The organism is Streptomyces sp. NPDC053426 (assembly GCF_055585405.1).
The window spans coordinates 344,157-364,341 of record NZ_JBVJKE010000008.1; the positions used below are offsets into that span (position 1 = coordinate 344,157).

A 20,185-nucleotide genomic window follows, 5' to 3' on the forward strand; every position below is an offset into this window, starting at 1 on the left:
GGTAGCATATTGTGACATTTCGGTACGGCAGGCTCGCTTGCCATGACACCGAGCGATCGACCTGACGCCCTTCGGCGGGCCGAGTCCTCGCCGCTCCGGGGAGTCGGTCACGACGGTGCGGCGCGAGACGGAGGCCGGAGCGCGGCGCGGACGCCCACGGGGCCTCTGCCGTCCCCAGGTAATCCAGTACCGCCGCGGGCCCGCCGACGCCCATACTCGGACGTGTGTTCCTGACGATCTCGACTACTGGCGACGAGCAGCACCCGGCTACCGACCTGGGGTTCCTCCTCCACAAGCACCCTGACAACCCGTTCTCGGCCAAGCTGTCCTACGGCACGGCCCACGTCCTCTACCCCGAGGCGGACGCCGAGCGCTGCACGGCGGCGCTGCTGCTGGAGGTGGACGCGGTGGCACTGGTCCGGCGCGGCAAGGGCAAGGGCCGTGGCGGCGCCCCCGACGCGGCACTCGCGCAGCACGTCAACGACCGCCCGTACGCGGCGTCCTCCCTGCTCGCCGTCGCGCTGAGCGGTGTCCTCTCCAGCGCCATGCGCGGTGTGTGCGCCGCCCGCCCGGAACTGCCGGGGCAGCCGCGTCCGCTGCGCATCGAGGTGCCCGCGCTGCCCGCCCGCGGCGGCCCCGAACTCGTCCGCCGGCTCTTCGAGCCGCTCGGCTGGACGGTCACCGCCGAGCCCGTGGCCCTGGACGCCGAGTTCCCCGAGTGGGGCGACTCGCGGTACGTGCGCCTGGTCCTGGAGGCGGACACGCTCACCCTCGCCGAGGCCCTGCGCCACCTCTACGTCCTGCTCCCCGTCCTCGACGACGCCAAGCACTACTGGGTCGCCTCCGACGAGGTCGACAAGCTGCTGCGGGCCGGTGAGGGCTGGCTACCCGCGCACCCGGAGCAGAAGCTGATCACCAGCCGCTACCTGTCCCGCCGCTGGTCGCTGACCCGGCAGGCCATGGAGCGCCTCGAACTGGTCCGGCTGGCCGAGGCGGACGACAGCGACGTCGAGGAGATCGACAACGCCGTGGCGGCGGAGACCGAGTCCGAGGAGAGGCCGACCCCGCTCGCCGTGCAGCGGCGGGAGGCGATCCTCGCCGCGCTCCGCGCCTGTGGCGCCGCCCGGGTGCTCGACCTCGGCTGCGGTCAGGGCCAGCTCGTACAGGCACTGCTCAAGGACCCGTCGTTCACCGAGATCGTCGGCGTCGACGTGTCGATGCGGGCGCTCACCATCGCCTCCCGGCGACTCAAACTGGACCGCATGGGGGAGCGGCAGGCGGCGCGCGTACAGCTCTTCCAGGGCTCACTGGCGTACACCGACAAGCGGCTGGGGGGTTACGACGCCGCCGTGCTCAGCGAGGTGATCGAGCACCTCGACCTGCCCCGGCTGCCCGCCCTGGAGTACGCGGTGTTCGGTGCCGCCCGCCCCCGTACGGTCCTCGTGACCACCCCCAACGTCGAGTACAACGTGCGCTGGGAGACCCTCCCGGCCGGCCATGTCCGGCACGGCGACCACCGCTTCGAGTGGACCCGCGAGGAGTTCCGCGCCTGGGCGCGGACGGTCGCCGAACGGCACGGTTACGGCGTCGGGTTCGTGCCCGTGGGGCCGGACGACCCCGAGGTCGGACCGCCCACCCAGATGGCCGTGTTCACGGCCGACACCGTGAAGGAGGCGAAGGCCGCATGACCACCACCACCGGGACCCCGCTGCCGCGGGGCCGCAACCTGCCCGTCACCGACCTCTCCCTCGTGGTGCTCGTCGGTGCCTCCGGTTCGGGCAAGTCGACCTTCGCGCGCCGTCACTTCAAGCCGACCGAGGTCATCTCCTCCGACTTCTGCCGCGGTCTGGTCGCCGACGACGAGAACGACCAGAGCGCGTCGCGGGACGCCTTCGACGTGCTGCACTACATCGCCGGCAAGCGGCTGGCCGCCGGCCGCCGCACCGTCGTCGACGCGACCAACGTGCAGCAGGACGGCCGGCGGCAGCTGATCGAGCTGGCCAGGAAGCACGACGTCCTGCCGATCGCCATCGTCCTCGACGTGCCCGAGCAGGTGTGCGCCGAGCGCAACGCGGCCCGTACCGACCGCGCCGACATGCCCCGCCGGGTCATCCAGCGCCACACCCGCGAACTGCGCCGCTCGCTGCGCCACTTGGAGCGCGAGGGCTTCCGCAAGGTGCACGTCCTGCGCGGGGTGGAGGAGGTCGAGCACGCCACGGTCGTCACCGAGAAGCGGTTCAACGACCTCACCCACCTCACCGGCCCCTTCGACATCATCGGCGACATCCACGGCTGCTCCGCCGAACTGGAGGCACTGCTCGGCAAGCTGGGTTACGTCGACGGCGTGCACCCCGAGGGCCGCACCGCCGTCTTCGTCGGCGACCTCGTCGACCGCGGCCCGGACAGCCCCGCCGTGCTGCGCCGCGTGATGACCATGGTGAAGGCGGGCAACGCGCTGTGCGTGCCCGGCAACCACGAGAACAAGTTCGGCCGTCACCTCAGGGGCCGCAAGGTCCAGCACACCCACGGACTCGCCGAGACCATCGAGCAGATGGACGGCGAGAGCGAGGAGTTCCGCGCCGAGGTACGGGAGTTCATCGACGGACTGGTCAGTCACTACGTCCTCGACGGCGGCCGGCTGGTGGTCTGCCACGCCGGTCTGCCGGAGAAGTACCACGGCCGCACCTCCGGCCGGGTCCGCAGTCACGCCCTCTACGGCGACACCACCGGCGAGACCGACGAGTTCGGCCTGCCCGTGCGCTACCCGTGGGCGGAGGACTACCGCGGCCGGGCCGCCGTCGTCTACGGCCACACCCCCGTCCCGGAGGCCACCTGGCTCAACAACACCATCTGCCTGGACACCGGCGCCGTCTTCGGCGGCAAGCTCACCGCGCTGCGCTGGCCGGAGCGGGAACTGGTCGACGTACCGGCCGAGCGGGTCTGGTACGAGCCGACCCGCCCGCTGCGCACCGAGGCCCCCGGCGGCCACGAGGGCCGCCCGTTGGACCTGGCGGACGTGCACGGCCGCCGCTTCGTCGAGACCCGGCACCACGGCCGGATATCGATCCGCGAGGAGAACGCCGCCGCGGCCCTGGAGGTCATGAGCCGCTTCGCGATCGACCCGCGCCTGCTGCCGTACCTCCCGCCGACCATGGCACCCACCGCCACCTCGCACCTCGACGGCTACCTGGAGCACCCGGTCGAGGCGTTCGCCCAGTACGAGCGGGACGGCGTCGCCCGGGTCGTGTGCGAGGAGAAGCACATGGGCTCCCGCGCGGTCGCCCTGGTCTGCCGCGACGCCGACGTGGCCGCGGGGCGCTTCGGCGCCACGGGAGGCCCGACCGGCTCGCTCTACACCCGCACCGGCCGCCCCTTCTTCGACGACACCTCCGTCACGGAGGAGATCCTCGGCCGGCTGCGCACGGCCGTCACCGAGGCCGGTCTCTGGGACGAACTGGACACGGACTGGCTGCTGCTGGACGCCGAGCTGATGCCGTGGTCGCTGAAGGCGTCCGGGCTGCTGCGCTCCCAGTACGCGGCGGTCGGCGCCGCCTCCGGCGCGGTCTTCCCGGGCGCCCTGGCCGCCCTGGAGAGCGCCGCGGCCCGCGGTGTGGAGGTGAAGGACCTGCTGGACCGCCAGCGGGAACGCGCCGGCTCCGCCTCGGCGTTCACCGACGCCTACCGCCGCTACTGCTGGACCACCGACGGCCTGGACGGCGTCCGCCTGGCCCCGTTCCAGATCCTCGCCGCCCAGGGCCGCAGCCTCGCCGCCCTGCCCCACGACGAGCAGCTGTCCCTCATCGACCGCCTGGTCGAGCACGACACCACCGGCCTGCTGCGGACCACCCGCCGCCTCTACGTCGACACGGCCGACCCCGAGTCCGTGCGCGCCGGAGTCGACTGGTGGCTGGAGATGACCGGACGCGGCGGCGAGGGCATGGTCGTCAAGCCGGTCGGCGCCCTGGTGCACGACGAGAAGGGCCGCCCGGTGCAGCCCGGCATCAAGTGCCGGGGCCGCGAGTACCTGCGGATCATCTACGGCCCCGAGTACACCCGCCCGGAGAACCTGGACCGTCTGCGCAACCGCTTCCTCAACCACAAGCGCTCCCTGGCCCTGCGCGAGTACGCCCTCGGCCTGGAGGCCCTGGACCGCCTCGCCGAGGGCGAGCCGCTGTGGCGCGTCCACGAGCCGGTCTTCGCCGTACTGGCCCTGGAGTCGGAGCCGGTGGACCCGCGGCTGTAGCGGGCGGACACGTGCCGCGGCCCGGTCCGGACAAGGCCCTCCGAGGCCCTTGCCCGGACCGGGCCGGTGTCTGTCGACGTCAGTCGGTCCACGGAGGTTCACCTGCTTTTCCAGCCAGGAAGCCGAGGGCTTCAGTCCCGGGAGGAACGGCTTCCTCACCAGCGGATGCCTCACCGGGGCCGGGCACGCCCTGGTCGCCGGCTCTCGCCCGGAGCCTGGGCGCCTGGCTGCGCGAGCCCGTGCCCCGAGCCACCCTGACCCGCACCTCCTCGCCGGGCGGATCGTCGCCCGGCCCGAGTCGATCACCCGGGGACAGGGGTGAACACGCGCCCGGACGGTCAGGATGAAAGGCATGACCTACCACGTCGACTCCGAGGCCGGGCGGCTGCGCCGCGTCATCCTGCACCGGCCCGATCTCGAGCTCAAAAGGCTCACCCCCAGCAACAAGGACGCCCTGCTCTTCGACGACGTGCTCTGGGTGCGCCGGGCGCGCGCCGAGCACGACGGGTTCGCCGACGTCCTGCGCGACCGGGGCGTCACCGTCCACCTCTTCGGTGACCTGCTCGCCGAGACGCTGGACCTCCCGGCGGCCCGCGCGCTCGTCCTGGACCGCGTCTTCGACGAGAAGGAGTACGGCCCGCTGGCCACCGACCACCTGCGGGCCGCGTTCGAGACGCTCCCGGCGCCCGAGCTCGCCGAGGTGCTGATCGGCGGGATGACCAAGCGGGAGTTCCTGGACGCCCACCCGGAGCCGACCTCCGTGCGCTTCCACGCCATGGAGCTCGACGACTTCCTGCTCGGCCCGCTGCCCAACCACCTCTTCACCCGCGACACCTCCGCCTGGATCTACGACGGTGTCGCCATCAACGCGATGCGGTGGCCGGCCCGGCAGCGCGAGACCGTGCACTTCGAGGCGATCTACCGGCACCACCCGCTGTTCCGCGCGGAGCCCTTCCACGTCTGGTCCGAGGGGCAGGCCGACTACCCGTCCACCATCGAGGGCGGGGACGTGCTGGTCATCGGCAACGGCGCGGTGCTGATCGGGATGAGCGAGCGGACCACCCCGCAGGCGGTGGAGATGCTCGCGCACAAGCTGTTCGCGGCCGGCTCCGCCGAGACCATCGTCGCGCTCGACATGCCGAAGCGACGCGCCTTCATGCACCTCGACACCGTGATGACGATGGTCGACGGCGACACCTTCACCCAGTACGCGGGCCTCGGCATGCTCCGCTCGTACACCATCGAGCCGGGCGCGGGGGACAAGGAGCTGAAGGTCACCGACCATCCGCCGGAGCACATGCACCGCGCGATCGCCGCCGCGCTGGGGCTCAGCGAGATCCGGGTGCTGACCGCCACCCAGGACGTGCACGCCGCCGAGCGCGAGCAGTGGGACGACGGCTGCAACGTCCTGGCCGTCGAACCGGGCGTCGTCGTCGCCTACGAACGGAACGCCACCACCAACACGCACCTGCGCAAGCAGGGCATCGAGGTGATAGAGATCCCCGGCAGCGAGCTGGGCCGGGGCAGGGGCGGGCCGCGCTGCATGAGCTGTCCCGTCCAGCGGGACGCGGTGCGGTGAAGCCGTATGGAGTAGGCTGTATAGAAATACAAAACTTCGTATAGACTTCCAGGCGTTCGTGTCCCCCATCCCTGGAGCGCCCCATGGCGACTGTCCCGACCGCCCTCGCCGGCCGCCACTTCCTCAAGGAGCTGGACTTCACCGCGCCGGAGTTCCTCGGCCTGCTGGAACTGGCCGCCGAACTGAAGGCCGCCAAGCGGGCCGGGGCCGAGCACCGGTACCTGCGGGGCAGGAACATCGCGCTGATCTTCGAGAAGACCTCGACGCGCACGCGCTGCGCGTTCGAGGTCGCGGCCGCCGACCAGGGCGCCTCGACGACGTACCTCGACCCGTCCGGCTCGCAGATCGGCCACAAGGAGTCCGTGAAGGACACCGCGCGGGTGCTGGGCCGGATGTTCGACGGGATCGAGTACCGGGGGGACAGCCAGGCCAAGGTGGAGGAGCTCGCGGAGTACGCGGGGGTGCCCGTCTACAACGGGCTCACCGACGACTGGCACCCCACCCAGATGCTCGCCGACGTGCTCACGATGACCGAGCACAGCGCCAAGCCGCTCACCGACATCGCCTTCGCCTACCTCGGCGACGCCCGTTTCAACATGGGCAACTCCTACCTCGTGACCGCGGCCCTGCTGGGCATGGACGTCCGTGTCGTCGCCCCGAAGGCCTACTGGCCCGCCCAGGAGATCGTCGACCGGGCGCGGGAGCTGGCCGTGTCGAGCGGGGCGCGTATCGCGCTCACCGAGGACGTCGCCGAGGGTGTCGCGGGCGCCGATTTCGTCGCCACGGACGTCTGGGTCTCCATGGGAGAGCCCAAGGACGTCTGGGACGAGCGGATCAAGGCCCTCGCCCCGTACGCGGTGACCATGGACGTCCTGCGCGCCACCGGCAACCCGGACGTCAGGTTCCTGCACTGTCTGCCCGCCTTCCACGACCTCGGCACCAAGGTCGGCCAGGACGTCTTCGAGACCCACGGGCTCACCTCCCTGGAGGTGACCGACGAGGTGTTCGAGTCGGCGCACTCGGTGGTCTTCGACGAGGCGGAGAACCGTATGCACACGATCAAGGCGGTCCTGGTCGCGACCCTCGCCTGAGCCCCCGCGTCCCGCTCAGACCGGGCGCCGCTGGCCCGGCAGCCGGAACCACACCGCCTTGCCGGACTCGGTGGGGCGGTGCCCGCAGGACGAGCTCAGGGTGCGGATCAGCAGCAGCCCCCGCCCGTGCTCCTGCCAGGGGTCGGGCATGCCGAGGGGGGCCGGGCGGGTGAGATCGCCGGGCGGCTCCGGGTCGGCGTCGTGCACCTCGACCTGGCAGCCGGCCGGCAGCAGCCGCACCACCAGCTCTATCGGCGTGTTCCCCGAGGTGTGCTCCACGGCGTTCGCCACCAGCTCGGCCGTCAGCAGCTCCGCCGTGTCGCAGTCGGCGGAGTGCTCCCGCTCGGCCAGCGCCGTACGGACCAGCGCACGGGCCACGGGCACGGCCGCGGTGGTGTGCGGCAGCGCGACGCGCCAGGAGGTGGAGGCGGTGGGAGGTTCGTGCACAGCGAGTCCGTTCATGGAGCGGGTGCTCCTGCTTTCAGCCCTCCATGGTACGGCGCACCCGGTACGGCCCTTCGAGGGGGCGGGTCCCGCCGCGCACACGGCGGCGCCCGAACAGCGTATCGCGTGCACGTGACGACAGTCACCGACGGGTGATAACTTCATGAGGCAGAGCTCACTGAGCAGCGCAGTGCCCGCCCTAGGAGGCCGCCCTCATGAGTCCCTTCACCGGCTCCGCCGCCCGCACCGCCCGCTGGGAGCATCTGCGCGTCGACGTCGCCGACGGTGTCGCCACCGTCACCCTCGCCCGCCCCGACAAGCTCAACGCGCTCACCTTCGGCGCCTACGCCGACCTGCGCGACCTGCTCGCCGAGCTGTCCCGGGAGCGGGCCGTACGCGCCCTGGTGCTGGCCGGCGAGGGGCGCGGCTTCTGCTCCGGCGGCGACGTCGACGAGATCATCGGCGCGACCCTCTCGATGGACACCGCCCAGCTCCTCGACTTCAACCGGATGACCGGCCAGGTGGTGCGGGCGGTACGGGAGTGCCCGTTCCCGGTGATCGCCGCGGTGCACGGAGTGGCGGCGGGCGCCGGCGCGGTCCTCGCCCTGGCCGCCGACTTCAGGGTCGCCGACCCCAGCGCCCGCTTCGCCTTCCTCTTCACCCGGGTCGGCCTGTCGGGCGGCGACATGGGCGCGGCGTACCTGCTGCCGCGGATCGTCGGCCTGGGTCACGCCACCCGGCTGCTGATGCTGGGCGAACCGGTACGCGCACCGGAGGCCGAACGCATCGGCCTGATCAGCGCACTGACGGACGAGGGCCACGCCGACGAGGCCGCCCGGACCCTGGCCCACCGCCTGGCCGACGGCCCCGCCCTGGCCCACGCCCAGACGAAGGCCCTCCTGACGGCCGAACTGGACATGCCCCTGTCGGCATCGATCGAACTGGACGCCTCGACCCAGGCCCTCCTGATGAACGCCGAGGACTACGCGGAGTTCCACGCGGCCTTCACGGAGAAGCGCCCGCCGAAGTGGCAGGGGAGGTAAGCGGATGTTCTCAACACAGGGGACTGCAACACCGCCAGGGGCGCGGGGAACTGCGCGATCAACCACAACGGCGCCGCACCCGCCCAAGTTGCCAAAGCACCCCCAACGCATCGCGATCACCGGCGGAGGCCCCGGCGGCCTCTACACCGCCGTGCTGCTCAAACGCCTCGCCCCCGACCGCCAGATCACCGTGTGGGAGCGCAACGCCCCCGAAGACACCTTCGGCTTCGGCGTCGTCCTCTCCGACGAGACCCTGGGAGGGATCGAACACGCCGACCCCGAGGTCTACGAAGCCCTCCAGCAGGCCTTCGTCCACTGGGACGACATCGACATCGTCCACCGGAACACCCTCCAGACCTCCGGAGGACACCGCTTCGCCGCCCTGGAGAGGCACCGCCTCCTGGAGATCCTGCACGACCGCTGCCACTCCCTCGGAGTCGATCTGCGCTTCCGGACCGAGGCCCCCGCCCCCGCCCGGCTGGCGGAGACGTACGACCTGGTCGTGGCCGCCGACGGAGTCCACAGCACCACCCGCGAGGCCTTCGCGGACGTGTTCCGCCCCCGCATCACCGAGCACCGCTGCCGCTACATCTGGCTGGCCGCCGACTTCCCCTTCGACGCCTTCCGCTTCGAGATCGCCGAGACCGAGCACGGCGTGATGCAACTGCACGGCTACCCCTACTCCACCGACGCCTCCACCGTGATCGTCGAGATGCGCGAGGAGGTCTGGCGCGCCGCCGGATTCAACGAAATGGACGGGACGGAGTCCATCGAACGCTGCGCCAAGATCTTCTCCGACGCGCTCGGCGGACGCCCCCTGAAGTCCGACAACTCCACGTGGACCACCTTCCGCACGGTCGTCAACGACCGCTGGTCGCACGGCAACATCGTGCTCCTCGGCGACGCCGCCCACACCGCGCACTTCTCCATCGGCTCCGGCACCAAACTCGCCGTCGAGGACGCGCTGGCGCTCGCCGCCTGCCTGGACGAACAGCCCGACCTGGAAACCGCGCTGGCCGCGTACGAGGCGGAACGCCGACCGGTCGTCGCCTCCACCCAGCGCGCCGCCCGCGCCAGCCTGGAGTGGTTCGAGAACCTGCCCCTCCACCTCGCCCAGCCACCCCGCCAGTTCGCCTTCAACCTGCTCACCCGCAGCCGCCGCGTCACCCACGACAACCTGCGGCTGCGCGACGCCCGCTTCACCGGGGCCGTGGAGCGCGAGTTCGGCTGCCCGCCCGGTACGCCCCCGATGTTCACCCCGTTCCGGATGCGCGGACTGACCCTGCGCAACCGGGTCGTCGTCTCACCCATGGACATGTACTCGGCGGTCGACGGCGTCCCCGGCGACTTCCACCTCGTGCACCTCGGCGCCCGCGCGCTGGGCGGGGCCGGACTGGTGATGACCGAGATGGTGTGCGTCAGCCCCGAGGGGCGCATCACGCCCGGCTGCGCGGGCCTCTACACCGGCAGACAGACCGAGGCGTGGCGGCGGATCACCGACTTCGTCCACGATCGGGCGCCCGGCACCGCGATCGGCGTGCAGCTCGGCCACAGCGGCCGCAAGGGTTCGACCAAGCTGATGTGGGAGGGCATGGACGAGCCGCTCGACGACGGCAACTGGCCCCTCGTCGCCGCCTCCCCCCTGCCGTACCGGCCGGACGGCCAGGTGCCCCGCGAACTGTCCCGGGCCCAGCTCACCGACATGAGGGAACAGTTCACGGCCGCCGCCGTGCGGGCCGCGCGGGCCGGCTTCGACCTGCTCGAACTGCACTGCGCCCACGGCTACCTGCTCTCCGGCTTCCTCTCCCCGCTCACCAACCACCGCACCGACGCCTACGGCGGCTCACCGGAGAAACGGCTCCGCTTCCCGCTGGAGGTGTTCGACGCGGTGCGCGCGGTGTGGCCGGGGGACCGGCCGATGACCGTCCGGATCTCCGCCACCGACTGGGCGGAGGGCGGCACCACGGCCGACGACGCGGTCGCGATCGCCCGCGCCTTCGCCGCGCACGGCGCCGACGCGATCGACGTGTCGACCGGGCAGGTCGTGGCCGACGAGACACCGGAGTTCGGGCGCTCGTACCAGACCCCGTTCGCCGACCGGATCCGGCACGAGGCGGGCGTCCCGGTGATCGCGGTCGGCGCGATCTCCTCCTGGGACGACGTCAACTCCCTGATCCTGGCCGGGCGTACGGACCTGTGCGCACTGGCCCGCCCCCACCTCTACGACCCCCACTGGACGCTTCACGCGGCGGCCGAGCAGGGCTACGAGGGGCCGGGAGCGGTCTGGCCGGCACCGTACCGGGCGGGCAGCAGGCGACCCCGGACCGGCCGCACGGACGCACCCAAACCCCGTCTCAGCCTCGGGAGTTGACCCCGGACGCCACGCGCCCCGCCCGCCGGGTCAGTCCGTGCTCCGCCAGCATCGCGTGGACCGCGTCGGCCGACTCCCACGGGGTCTGCGCCCGGGTGCGCAGGACCAGCGCCGGGTCGGTGGGCGGCTCGTACGGATCGTCGACGCCGGTGAGCCCGGTCAGCATGCCGGCGGCCTGACGGGCGTACAGGCCCTTGACGTCCCGTGCGGCGCAGACCTCCACCGGGGTGGCGACGTACACCTCGAAGTACGGTGTCGCGCTCGCCGCGTGCCGGGCGCGCACCGCGTCGCGGCTCTCGGCGTACGGGGCGATGACGGGGACGAGGCAGACCACGCCGTTGCGGGCCAGCACCTCGGCGACCAGGCCGACGCGCCGCACGTTCGCACACCGGTCGGCCCGGGAGAAGCCGAGGCCCGCGGTGAGGAAGCGGCGTATCTCGTCGCCGTCGAGGACCTCCACCCTGCGCCCGTCCGCCCGCAGCCGGTCACGGAGCAGTCCGGCGACGGTGGTCTTGCCCGCGCTCGGCAGCCCGGTGAGCCAGACGGTGGCCCCCCGGGGCCTCGCCGTGGTGGTCATGCGCAACCGTCCTCTCTTCCCCCGCCCGCCCTGCGACGCGATGGAGGCTAGGCGAGGAAGGTGAGAGAACGGGATGAACGAGCTGAGGGCCGGCTGAGTGTGGCCGGGCCGCTACACGCCCACGAACGCAGCCCCCGCGTCCCGCAGCCGCTCGTGCAGGGAGCGGAAGACGGCCGCCGAGCGGGTGCCCGGCCAGTCGGCGGGGAGCAGGGCGGCGGGCAGGCCGGGATCGGTGTAGGGGAGGTGGCGCCAGGAGTCCAGGGCGAGGAGGTAGTCGCGGTAGGCGTCCTCGGGCGGGGTGTCCGTGCGCCGCTCCCAGGCGCGCAGCACACGCGCGTGCCGGTCCAGGAACGCCTCGTGCTGCTCGGCGATCCCGGCCAGGTCCCACCAGCGGGCGACGGCCTGCGCGGTGGGCGCGAAGCCCAGGTGCTCGCCGCGGAAGAAGTCGACGTAGTCGTCGAGGCGCAGGCGCTCCAGGGTGTGCCGGGTCTCCTCGTACAGCCGCGCGGGGGCGATCCACACGCCGGGGGCCGCCGTGCCGAAGCCGAGGGCGGACAGCCGGGAGCGCAGGACGTGCCGCTTCTGCCGTTCGGACTCCGGTACGGAGAACACGGCGAGTACCCAGCCCTCGTCCTCCGGCGGATCGGTGGCGTAGACGCGGCGGTCGCCGTCGTCGAGCAACTGACGTGCCTCGGGCGAGAGTTCGTATCCGGCCGCGCCCTGTGCGGTACGCGCCGGGACGAGCAGGCCACGCCGTTTGAGCCGGGACACCGAGGAGCGGACGGACGGGGCGTCCACGCCGACCGCGGCCAGCAGCCGGATCAGCTCGGCGACGGGCACCGGGCCCGGCACGGAGCGGCCGTACGCGCCGTAGAGCGTGACGATGAGGGATCTCGGAGCGTGGGGGGCTTGCTGGTCGGACACGTTGATCATCTTAAGTCGTGTGCGGATGGCGGGGTTCCCCGGCATCACGCACGCTCGTCCCCCGTCCCGGTGGGAGCACCGGTGGGAGCGCGCAGCCGGAACCGCTGGAGCTTGCCGGTGGCCGTGCGGGGCAGGGCGTCCATGAACACGATCTCCCGCGGGCACTTGTACGGCGCGAGTTCGGACTTCACGAAGGCGCGCAGCGCCTCGGCGTCGCGCTTCGCGCCCTCCTCGACGACCGTGTACGCCACCACGACCTGGCCGCGCGCCTCGTCCGGCCGCCCGACCACCGCCGCCTCCACGACGTCCGGGTGGCGCAGCAGGGCGTCCTCGACCTCGGGGCCCGCGATGTTGTACCCGGCCGAGATGATCATGTCGTCGGCGCGGGCGACATACCGGAAGTAGCCGTCGGGGTCGCGGACATAGGTGTCGCCGGTGATGTTCCAGCCGCCGCGCACGTACTCCCGCTGGCGCGGGTCGGCGAGGTAGCGGCAGCCGACGGGGCCGCGCACCGCGAGCAGTCCCGGCTCCCCGTCGGGCACGGGCGTGCCGTCGGCGTCCTGCACGCGCGCCTGCCAGCCGGGGACCGGAACCCCCGTCGTTCCGGGGCGGATCGCCTCGTCGGCGGCGGAGACGAAGATGTGCAGCAGTTCGGTGGCGCCGATGCCGTTGATGATCCGCAGCCCGGTGCGTTCGTGCCAGGCCCGCCAGGTGGCGGCGGGCAGGTTCTCGCCGGCCGAGACGCAGCGGCGCAGCGACGAGACGTCGTGGCCGTCGAGCCCGGCGAGCATCGCGCGGTAGGCGGTGGGCGCGGTGAACAGCACCGACACCCCGTGCTCGGCGATCGCGGGCAACAGCTGGTCGGGACGGGCCTGTTCGAGGAGCAGCGCGCTCGCCCCGGCCCGCAGCGGGAACACCACCAGGCCGCCGAGGCCGAAGGTGAAGCCCAGCGGGGGACTGCCGGCGAACACGTCGTCCGCGACCGGCTTCAGCACGTGCCGGGAGAAGGTGTCCGCGATCGCCAGCACGTCCCGGTGGACGTGCATGCAGCCCTTGGGGCGTCCGGTGGTGCCGGAGGTGAACGCGATCAGCGCCACGTCGTCGGCCGCGGTCGGCACGGCCTCGTACGGCGTCGTGGGCGCCGGACGGTTCAGCAGGTCGCCGGGGGAGTCGCCGCCGTAGGTGGTGAGGGAGAGGTCCGGGATCCGGGCCTTGGCGAGGTCGTCGACGGCCCTGATGTCGCACAGGGCGTGGTGGACCTCGGCGATCTCGCAGATGGTGCTCAGCTCGTGCGGGCGCTGCTGGGCCAGCACGGTGACGGCGATCGCGCCCGCCTTCAGCACCGCCAGCCAGCAGGCGGCCAGCCACGGTGTGGTGGGGCCGCGCAGCAGCACCCGGTTGCCGGGGACGATCCCGAGGTCGCCGGTGAGGAGGTGCGCGAGCCGGTCCACGCGGGCGCGCAGCTCGCCGTACGTCCAGGTCGTGCCGTCGGGGGTGCGGAACGCCGGGCGGTCGTCGGGCGGGCCGTGCAGCAGTTCGGCGGCGCAGTTCAGCCGGTCGGGGTAGTGCAGCTCCGGCAGGTCGAAGCGGAGCTCGGGCCACTGGTCGGGTGGCGGGAGGTGGTCGCGGGCGAAGGTGTCGGCGTGCGCGGTGGCCCGTGGGTTCATGACGGTTCGCCCCCTTGGCGTGGTGGGCTCGCATCAGGAGCGTATCGTGTTGGTGACGGCAGTCAACGGTCCGCGATAACCTCGGGAGTGGCCCAGCGGCGAGGGAAGGGACCGGCGATGACCGCATTCTCGCTCGAACCGGAACGGCTCGCCTGGTGCGCGGAGCTGCGCGCCCTGGCCGCGGAACGCCTGCGGCCACTCGCCGAGAAGGGTGAACCCGGCCGGGTCAACCGCCCCCTCCTCGCCGAGCTCGGCACCCTCGGCCTGCTGTCCCGCCTGTTCACCTCGGGCGCCCTCGACCTGTGCCTGATGCGCGAGTCCCTGGCCCGCGCCTGCACCGAGGCCGAGACCGCCCTGGCCCTCCAGGGCCTCGGCGCCCACCCGGTGCACGCCCACGGAACGGCTGCCCAGCGCGCCCGCTGGCTCCCCGGGGTGAGCGACGGCGGCGTCGTCGCGGCGTTCGCGCTCAGCGAGCCGGGCGCCGGCTCGGACGCGGCGGCGCTGTCGCTCGCGGCGGAGCCGTACGGCGGGGCCGCCAGGGCGGCGACACCCCGGCGGGCCGCGCCGCCGGACGAGTCGCCGCCGGGCGCATCACGGCGCGGCGGGCGCGGCGGGGTCCCGGACGCCCGGCCGGCCGGACCGGGGGAGGGCGGACCGGCGGGGGAGGCTGCCGCATCCGGTCCGCCGTCGTCCCTGGCCGCCGAGCCCGACGGTTCCTCCGGCTGGCGGCTCACCGGGGAGAAGTGCTGGATCTCCAACGCCCCCGAGGCCGACTTCTACACCGTCTTCGCCCGTACCACCCCCGGTGCCGGCGCGCGTGGCGTGACCGCCTTCCTGGTGCCCGCCGACCGGCCCGGACTCACCGGGGCCGCCCTCGACATGCTCTCCCCGCACCCCATCGGCGCCCTCCGCCTCGATGCCGTACCGGTGACCGCCGACGACGTGCTCGGCGAGGTCGACCGGGGGTTCCGGGTCGCCATGGACACCCTCAACCTGTTCCGCCCCAGCGTCGGCGCCTTCGCGGTCGGCATGGCCCAGGCCGCCCTGGACGCGACCCTCGCCCACACCGCCCGGCGGGACGCGTTCGGCGGCAAGCTGAAGGACCTCCAGTCCGTCGCCCACCAGGTCGCCGAGATGGCGCTGCGCACGGAGTCCGCCCGGCTCATGGTGTACGCGGCGGCGACGGCGTACGACGAGGGCGCCGACGGCGTCCCCCGGCGCGCCGCGATGGCGAAGCTGCTGGCCACCGAGACCGCGCAGTACGTCGTCGACCGGGCCGTCCAGCTGCACGGGGCCCGCGCCCTGCAACGCGGGCACCTGCTCGAACACCTCTACCGCGAGGTCCGCTCGCCCCGCGTCTACGAGGGGGCGAGCGAAGTGCAACGGGGCATCATCGCCAAGGAGTTGTACAGGAACCTGGAGGACCGGTGACCGCCGAGCGCGTCAACCCGCCCGAGCTCTCCCCGCCGGCCGGCTTCTCGCACGCCGTCGTCGCCACCGGCTCCCGGCTGGTGTTCCTGGCCGGCCAGACCGCACTCGACGCCGACGGCAAGGTGGTCGGCGACACCCTGCCCGAACAGTTCGCGCGGGCCCTCACCAACCTCCTCACCGCCCTGCGCGCGGCCGGCGGCACCCCCGCCGACCTGGCCCGCGTCACCGTCTACGCCACCGACGTGGCCGCGTACCGCACCCACGCCCGCGAACTCGGCCGTATCTGGCGGGAGCTGGCCGGCCGGGACTACCCGGCGATGGCGGTCGTCGGGGCGGTCCGTCTGTGGGACGAACAGGCCCTGGTGGAACTCGACGGCTTCGCCCTGCTGCCCTGAGAGGGCGGCCACCCGGCCGTCGGGGAGCGGCTCACCGGTGTCGTCGAAGACGATCGCACCGTCGCACAGCGGGCTCCTTCTCCGCGCTTCACCCGAAGGGACGGGGCGGAGACGCCGGCAGGCCTCCTGAAACGCGGGTGTGCGAGGCGGTGCCGGTCCGGACGTGGAGTGGACCGCGAGGCCGATGGACGGTCCGCAGGACGGGAGGCACTTTCGTGTCCCACGACTTCCGCGCTCCGTGAGCGGCGGTTTCGCCGTCGTGCGTCGACGTGCGAGGGCAGGGGTCAGACCTGTTCGAAGTGGAACGCCTTGATGAAGCAGTCGCGAGGCTGGGCGACGGCGAAGAGGACGCATTCCACGAGCGAGTGCGCGGTGAGGGCGTCCTCGGCCTCGCGCGGGGTGGTCTCCCACTCCTCGGAGAGCGGGTCGGCGTTGTCGAAGTCGGGCGGGTAGAGCGAGATCACCCGGACTCCTTGAGGACGCAGGCGCTTGGAGAGGATCTCGGTGAACCCCGCCTGGGCGCTCTTGGCCGCGTAGAAGGCGTCGTGCGCGTCCGAGCGGTGGTGGCCCGGTGTTCCGCATGCGGAGACCATCGTCACGACGTCGGGTGTCTCCGAGTTGAGCAGGAGGGGGAGGAAGCTCTTCGTGGTCAGGACCGTGCCGGTGGCGCCGGAGGAGATGGTGTCGACGACGTCGGCGTCGGTCGCGGACAGCAGGTCCGGTCCTGTCAGGTAGCGGGAGCCGTTGTTGACGAGTACGTCGATACGGTCCGTGTGTTCCGCGACGCCGGTGGCGAAGTCGCGGATCGAGGCGGGGTCCGTCAGGTCGCAGGCGAAGGCGTGCACCCGCTGGTGGCCGCGGTCGCGGATCTCGTCGCGTACTCGTCGGGCGGCGGCCAGGTGGCGTGCGGAGAGGAAGACCTCGGCGCCGAGGTCCGCGAGGCGGATGGCCAGGGTCCGCCCGAAGTCACGGCCGGCGGCCGTGATGACGACGCGGTGGTTGTCCCATCTCATGGTGTCGCTCCTGGTTCGTGGATCGGTCGGCGCGGTGCATCGTGGCGGCTGACGTCTGCGGCGTGGGCGGCCCGGCCTCCGGTGGCGGCCCGCCGCCGTACGACGGTGGCGGTGTTGCCGATGCGGATGCCGATGCCGAGGGTACGGGCGGGGACCGCGGCGGGCAGTCCGGCATCGAGATGGACCGCCCCGGCTCCGGAGCGTCCGGCCGGGTGCGGCGTCACAGGCGCCACCGGCTCGTCGTCGGGGCCGACTCGCCACCGAAGGGGTGACGATGACCGGCCCCGGACCCCGCGCCGGGTACTGGTGGAATCCCTCATCACGCCCATTCCGGGAGGTTCCCCATGCCCGTACGACCCGCCCTCGGCGCCGCGGCCGGTTCCGCGCTGCTGCTGCTCGGCTTCGCCGCGGCGGCCCCCTCGCCCGCGTCGGCCGCCCCCGCCGCCCCCTCGGAGTCCGTGACGGTGGACGCGGAGGGCCGGATGGCCGACGGGTCCGTCACCCTCTCCGGTACCTACCGCTGTCTCGGCGGCGACGGACCGGTCCTCGTCAGCTCCTCGGTCAACCGGCCCTCGTCCGACACCCACTACTCCGTCGGCGGCACCCTCGCGGTCTGCGACGGCAAGGAGCACCGCTGGGAGAACACCGGAACGGTGCCCGCCGGCGTCCTCGAGGCGGGCCGGGTCCATGTCGAGGCCGCCCTCACGGAGCTGAGCCCCAGCGGCGTCCTCCTGGTGCCCGTCGTCCACGCGGTCGAGCACCAGGACGTCACCCTGGTCGAGGGCTGAGCCGGGCCCGGCCGCTCACAGCTCGCCGGCCGGCCAGTCCAGCAGACGCGCTCCGATCACCGCCGTCTGGAGCATGTAGCGGTGGGACGCGTCCGACGGGTTGGCGCCGGTGAGCTTGTGGATGCGCTCCAGGCGGTACGTCAGCGCGCGCACGCTCAGCGAGAGCCGCCGGGCCGCCTCCGCGGCGACACAGCCGGAGTCGAAGTACGCGGTGAGCGTGTCCAGGAGGGGCGCGGCACCGCCGCGGGCCGTGGTCAGCGGCCCCAGGGTGTTGCGCACCAGGTCGGCCATGGCCTGGCGGTCGCGGGCCAGTACGGGATAGACGAGCAGGTCGGCGGCGCGCAGCACCGGGTCGTCGAGCCCCAGCCGCTCGGCTATCTCCAGTGAGTTCAGGGCCTCCTCGTAGGACTGGACGACACCGCCGGGACCGGACTGCGGGCGCCCGACGGCGACCTGGCCGCCGTCGGTGGCGGCGTGCGCCTGCTTGGCGAAGTACGTGAGCACCTCCCCCTGGTGTCCGGGCGCGATGCACAGCAGCCGCCCGTCCTTGGTGGTGAGCAGGATGCTGCGGTCACCGAACCGGGAGATCAGGGCGCGCTCCACCTGCCGCGGCACCGGGTCGCCCTCGTCGTAGGCGACCGCGCCCCGGGCGACCGCGACCGCGTGCTCGTGGGACAGCCGCAGCCCGAAGCGCTCGGCACGCTCCGCCAGCCGCCCCAGGTCGCTGCGGCCGTAGAGCAGGTCGTCGATGAACTCCCGCCGCGCCGCCTCCTCCTGACGCACCGCCAGCCGCTGCGCCCGCTCGTACCCCTCGGCGAACGCGTCCACGACCTGCTGTACGGCCGCGAGCGCGCCGTCGGCCGAGTCCGTCCCGCGCGGCCACGCACCGCGGGCGCCGGACAGATGCGCGCTGACGAGGGAACGCAGACCGAAACCCGCCTCCGCGGCCCGTTCCCCCAGGGCCCGCCGGGAGGCGATCTCGTCCCGGGTGAGGCGTCTGCCCGTGGCCGCGACCTCGGCCAGAATGCGGGCATAGCCCTCCAGATACTCCTCCGGGACATCCCGTTCCGTCACGCGTTCCCCCCGGTTCTTGACGCTTCCCTGACGCGCCGGTTGTGTCACACCGGCATCAAGACCCTAATGAATATTGCCGGGTTCCGGCAATGCGCGAGCGCGCCCCGAGCGGGCAGCATGGTCCGCGGGGAGCACCGCGGACGGTTCCGGTGCCGGGCACCGGCAGGTGTCCGCGCCGGAACCCGGAGGGGAGCGGTGCCACCCCCCCCACGAACGTGAACGGTGAGCGGTGAACGGGAGGGCGCGCAGGATGCGGACGGCATCCGTCCGCGCCCGGCGCAGAACCGCGGCGCCGACTGAGCCGTCTCCTCCTCCACCGGACCTTCATCCGCCTCGCCAACGAGGCACCGCTCGACTTACCTTCTAGCCCGGGAGGACGTGTCCCATGGATGCCGCCACCGTGGGCATCGCCGTACTGGTCGGCGTCGCCCTGCTGCTCATGCTCATCGGCCTGCTCGTCGTCTCCAAACTGTTCCGCAAGGTGGAGCAGGGCAAGGCACTGATCGTCTCCAAGATCCGCAAGGTCGACGTGACCTTCACCGGGTCGGTCGTGCTGCCGGTGCTGCACAAGGCCGAGGTGATGGACATCTCGGTGAAGACCATCGAGATCACCCGGGCCGGCAAGGAAGGACTGATCTGCCGGGACAACATCCGCGCGGACATCCGCATCACGTTCTTCGTCAAGGTCAACAAGACCGTCGACGACGTCATCAAGGTCGCCCAGGCCGTCGGCACCGCGCGGGCCAGCGACCGCAACACGCTCCAGGAGCTGTTCCACGCCAAGTTCTCCGAGGCGCTGAAGACCGTCGGCAAGCAGATGGACTTCACCGACCTCTACACCAAGCGCGAGGAGCTGCGGTACCGGATCATCGAGGTCATCGGCGTCGACCTCAGCGGCTACCACCTCGAGGACGCGGCGATCGACTACCTGGAGCAGACGCCGCTGACCCAGCTGGACCCGGGCAACGTCCTCGACGCGCAGGGCATCCGCAAGATCACCGAGCTGACGGCGGTGGAGCACGTCCGCACCAACGAGGCCCAGCGCAACGAGCAGAAGGAGATCACCCGGCAGGACGTCGACGCCCGCGAGGCGATCCTGGAACTGGAGCGCCGGCAGGCGGACGCCGAGATCAAGCAGCGCCGGGAGATCGAGACCGTACGGGCCCGCGAGGAGGCCGAGACGGCGCGGGTGGTGGAGGAGGAGCGGCTGCGCGCGCAGAGCGCCTTCCTGCGCACCGAGGAGCAGCTCGGCGTGCAGCGCGAGAACCAGGCCCGTGAGGTCGCCGTCGCCGCCAAGAACCGTGAGCGGGTCATCGCCGTCGAGAGCGAGCGCATCGAGAAGGACCGCCTCCTCGAGGTCATCGCCCGCGAGCGGGAGACCCAGCTGACCCGGATCGCCGCCGACAAGGAGGTCGAGGCGGAGAAGCGGGAGATCGCCGAGGTCGTCCGGGAGCGGGTCGCGGTGGACCGTACGGTCGCCGAGCAGGAGGAGTCGATCAAGAAGCTGCGGGCGGTCGAGGAGGCGGAGCGGCAGCGGCAGGCCGT

General features: G+C 72.6%; 17 protein-coding genes and 1 pseudogene. 10 read left to right on the forward strand and 8 right to left on the reverse strand.

Features of this window, described 5'->3' with window-relative positions:
- Positions 1-224: 224 nt before the first annotated feature.
- The 4 genes from ACZ62B_RS19170 (at position 225) to argF (ending at position 6,913) form a co-directional block, all read left to right on the forward strand.
- The gene (locus ACZ62B_RS19170; protein WP_469691240.1) at positions 225-1,688 is read left to right on the forward strand and encodes a 3' terminal RNA ribose 2'-O-methyltransferase Hen1; all 1,464 of its coding nucleotides are present in this window, start codon (positions 225-227) and stop codon (positions 1,686-1,688) included.
- Positions 1,685-4,243, forward strand: a complete 2,559-nt coding sequence (locus tag ACZ62B_RS19175) for a polynucleotide kinase-phosphatase (protein ID WP_468879447.1) — start codon at positions 1,685-1,687, stop codon at positions 4,241-4,243. The genes ACZ62B_RS19170 and ACZ62B_RS19175 overlap by 4 nt, the downstream gene beginning before the upstream one ends.
- Before the next feature lie 352 nt (positions 4,244-4,595).
- Positions 4,596-5,822 carry an arginine deiminase gene (locus tag ACZ62B_RS19180; RefSeq protein ID WP_344565497.1) on the forward strand — a complete coding sequence of 409 codons (1,227 nt, stop codon included), beginning with the start codon at positions 4,596-4,598 and terminating at the stop codon, positions 5,820-5,822.
- An 83-nt stretch (positions 5,823-5,905) separates the two neighbouring features.
- Positions 5,906-6,913 (forward strand): ornithine carbamoyltransferase, encoded by a 1,008-nt coding sequence (gene argF / locus ACZ62B_RS19185; RefSeq protein WP_344565495.1) that lies wholly within the window; start codon positions 5,906-5,908, stop codon positions 6,911-6,913.
- A 15-nt stretch (positions 6,914-6,928) separates the two neighbouring features.
- Here argF and ACZ62B_RS19190 read toward each other — a convergent pair whose 3' ends face one another.
- Entirely contained in the window at positions 6,929-7,375 is a 447-nt protein-coding gene (locus ACZ62B_RS19190) for an ATP-binding protein (RefSeq protein WP_344565493.1), read from the reverse strand.
- A 197-nt stretch (positions 7,376-7,572) separates the two neighbouring features.
- Between ACZ62B_RS19190 and ACZ62B_RS19195 the strand changes: the two genes are divergently transcribed.
- Both ACZ62B_RS19195 and ACZ62B_RS19200 read left to right on the forward strand, forming a co-directional pair.
- Positions 7,573-8,400 carry an enoyl-CoA hydratase family protein gene (locus ACZ62B_RS19195; RefSeq protein ID WP_344565491.1) on the forward strand — a complete coding sequence of 276 codons (828 nt, stop codon included), beginning with the start codon at positions 7,573-7,575 and terminating at the stop codon, positions 8,398-8,400.
- Positions 8,401-8,404: 4 nt separating this feature from the next.
- Positions 8,405-10,771 (forward strand): bifunctional salicylyl-CoA 5-hydroxylase/oxidoreductase, encoded by a 2,367-nt coding sequence (locus tag ACZ62B_RS19200; protein ID WP_344565489.1) that lies wholly within the window; start codon positions 8,405-8,407, stop codon positions 10,769-10,771.
- On the opposite strand, the gene cysC is transcribed toward ACZ62B_RS19200, so the two are convergent.
- The 3 genes from cysC to ACZ62B_RS19215 form a co-directional block, all read right to left on the reverse strand.
- Positions 10,755-11,348: an adenylyl-sulfate kinase gene (gene cysC, locus ACZ62B_RS19205; protein WP_344565486.1), complete on the reverse strand. Its 594-nt coding sequence runs from the start codon at positions 11,346-11,348 to the stop codon at positions 10,755-10,757. The genes ACZ62B_RS19200 and cysC overlap by 17 nt on opposite strands.
- Before the next feature lie 111 nt (positions 11,349-11,459).
- Positions 11,460-12,281, reverse strand: coding sequence for a PaaX family transcriptional regulator (locus tag ACZ62B_RS19210; protein ID WP_468886618.1), 822 nt, complete (start codon positions 12,279-12,281; stop codon positions 11,460-11,462).
- Between the two features lie 35 nt (positions 12,282-12,316).
- On the reverse strand, positions 12,317-13,939 hold the full coding sequence (locus ACZ62B_RS19215) for an AMP-binding protein (protein WP_344565482.1): 1,623 nt from the start codon (positions 13,937-13,939) through the stop codon (positions 12,317-12,319).
- A gap of 117 nt (positions 13,940-14,056) precedes the next feature.
- On the opposite strand from ACZ62B_RS19215, the gene ACZ62B_RS19220 reads away from it, so the two are divergent.
- Complete coding sequence (locus tag ACZ62B_RS19220; RefSeq protein ID WP_469691249.1) at positions 14,057-15,370, forward strand: acyl-CoA dehydrogenase family protein; 1,314 nt, start codon at positions 14,057-14,059, stop codon at positions 15,368-15,370.
- Complete coding sequence (locus ACZ62B_RS19225) at positions 15,367-15,765, forward strand: RidA family protein (RefSeq protein ID WP_344565478.1); 399 nt, start codon at positions 15,367-15,369, stop codon at positions 15,763-15,765. The genes ACZ62B_RS19220 and ACZ62B_RS19225 overlap by 4 nt, the downstream gene beginning before the upstream one ends.
- Before the next feature lie 15 nt (positions 15,766-15,780).
- Here the strand turns inward: ACZ62B_RS19225 and ACZ62B_RS19230 are convergent.
- The 3 genes and pseudogenes from ACZ62B_RS19230 to ACZ62B_RS19240 all read right to left on the reverse strand — a co-directional run.
- Positions 15,781-16,119 (reverse strand): annotated as a pseudogene (locus ACZ62B_RS19230) (DUF5999 family protein); the annotation flags it as partial.
- Complete coding sequence (locus tag ACZ62B_RS19235) at positions 16,050-16,778, reverse strand: SDR family oxidoreductase (RefSeq protein WP_468720065.1); 729 nt, start codon at positions 16,776-16,778, stop codon at positions 16,050-16,052. The pseudogene ACZ62B_RS19230 and the gene ACZ62B_RS19235, both read right to left, overlap by 70 nt.
- Entirely contained in the window at positions 16,775-17,011 is a 237-nt protein-coding gene (locus ACZ62B_RS19240) for a hypothetical protein (RefSeq protein ID WP_469691254.1), read from the reverse strand. The genes ACZ62B_RS19235 and ACZ62B_RS19240 overlap by 4 nt, the downstream gene beginning before the upstream one ends.
- A 111-nt stretch (positions 17,012-17,122) precedes the next feature.
- On the opposite strand from ACZ62B_RS19240, the gene ACZ62B_RS19245 reads away from it, so the two are divergent.
- Positions 17,123-17,566, forward strand: coding sequence for a DUF6299 family protein (locus ACZ62B_RS19245; protein WP_344565472.1), 444 nt, complete (start codon positions 17,123-17,125; stop codon positions 17,564-17,566).
- A 15-nt stretch (positions 17,567-17,581) separates the two neighbouring features.
- On the opposite strand, the gene ACZ62B_RS19250 is transcribed toward ACZ62B_RS19245, so the two are convergent.
- The gene (locus ACZ62B_RS19250) at positions 17,582-18,640 is read right to left on the reverse strand and encodes a PucR family transcriptional regulator (protein WP_468720069.1); all 1,059 of its coding nucleotides are present in this window, start codon (positions 18,638-18,640) and stop codon (positions 17,582-17,584) included.
- 385 nt (positions 18,641-19,025) lie between these two features.
- Between ACZ62B_RS19250 and ACZ62B_RS19255 the strand changes: the two genes are divergently transcribed.
- Positions 19,026-20,185 (forward strand): flotillin family protein (locus ACZ62B_RS19255; protein ID WP_469691256.1); only part of this gene is annotated, 1,160 nt, incomplete at its 3' end.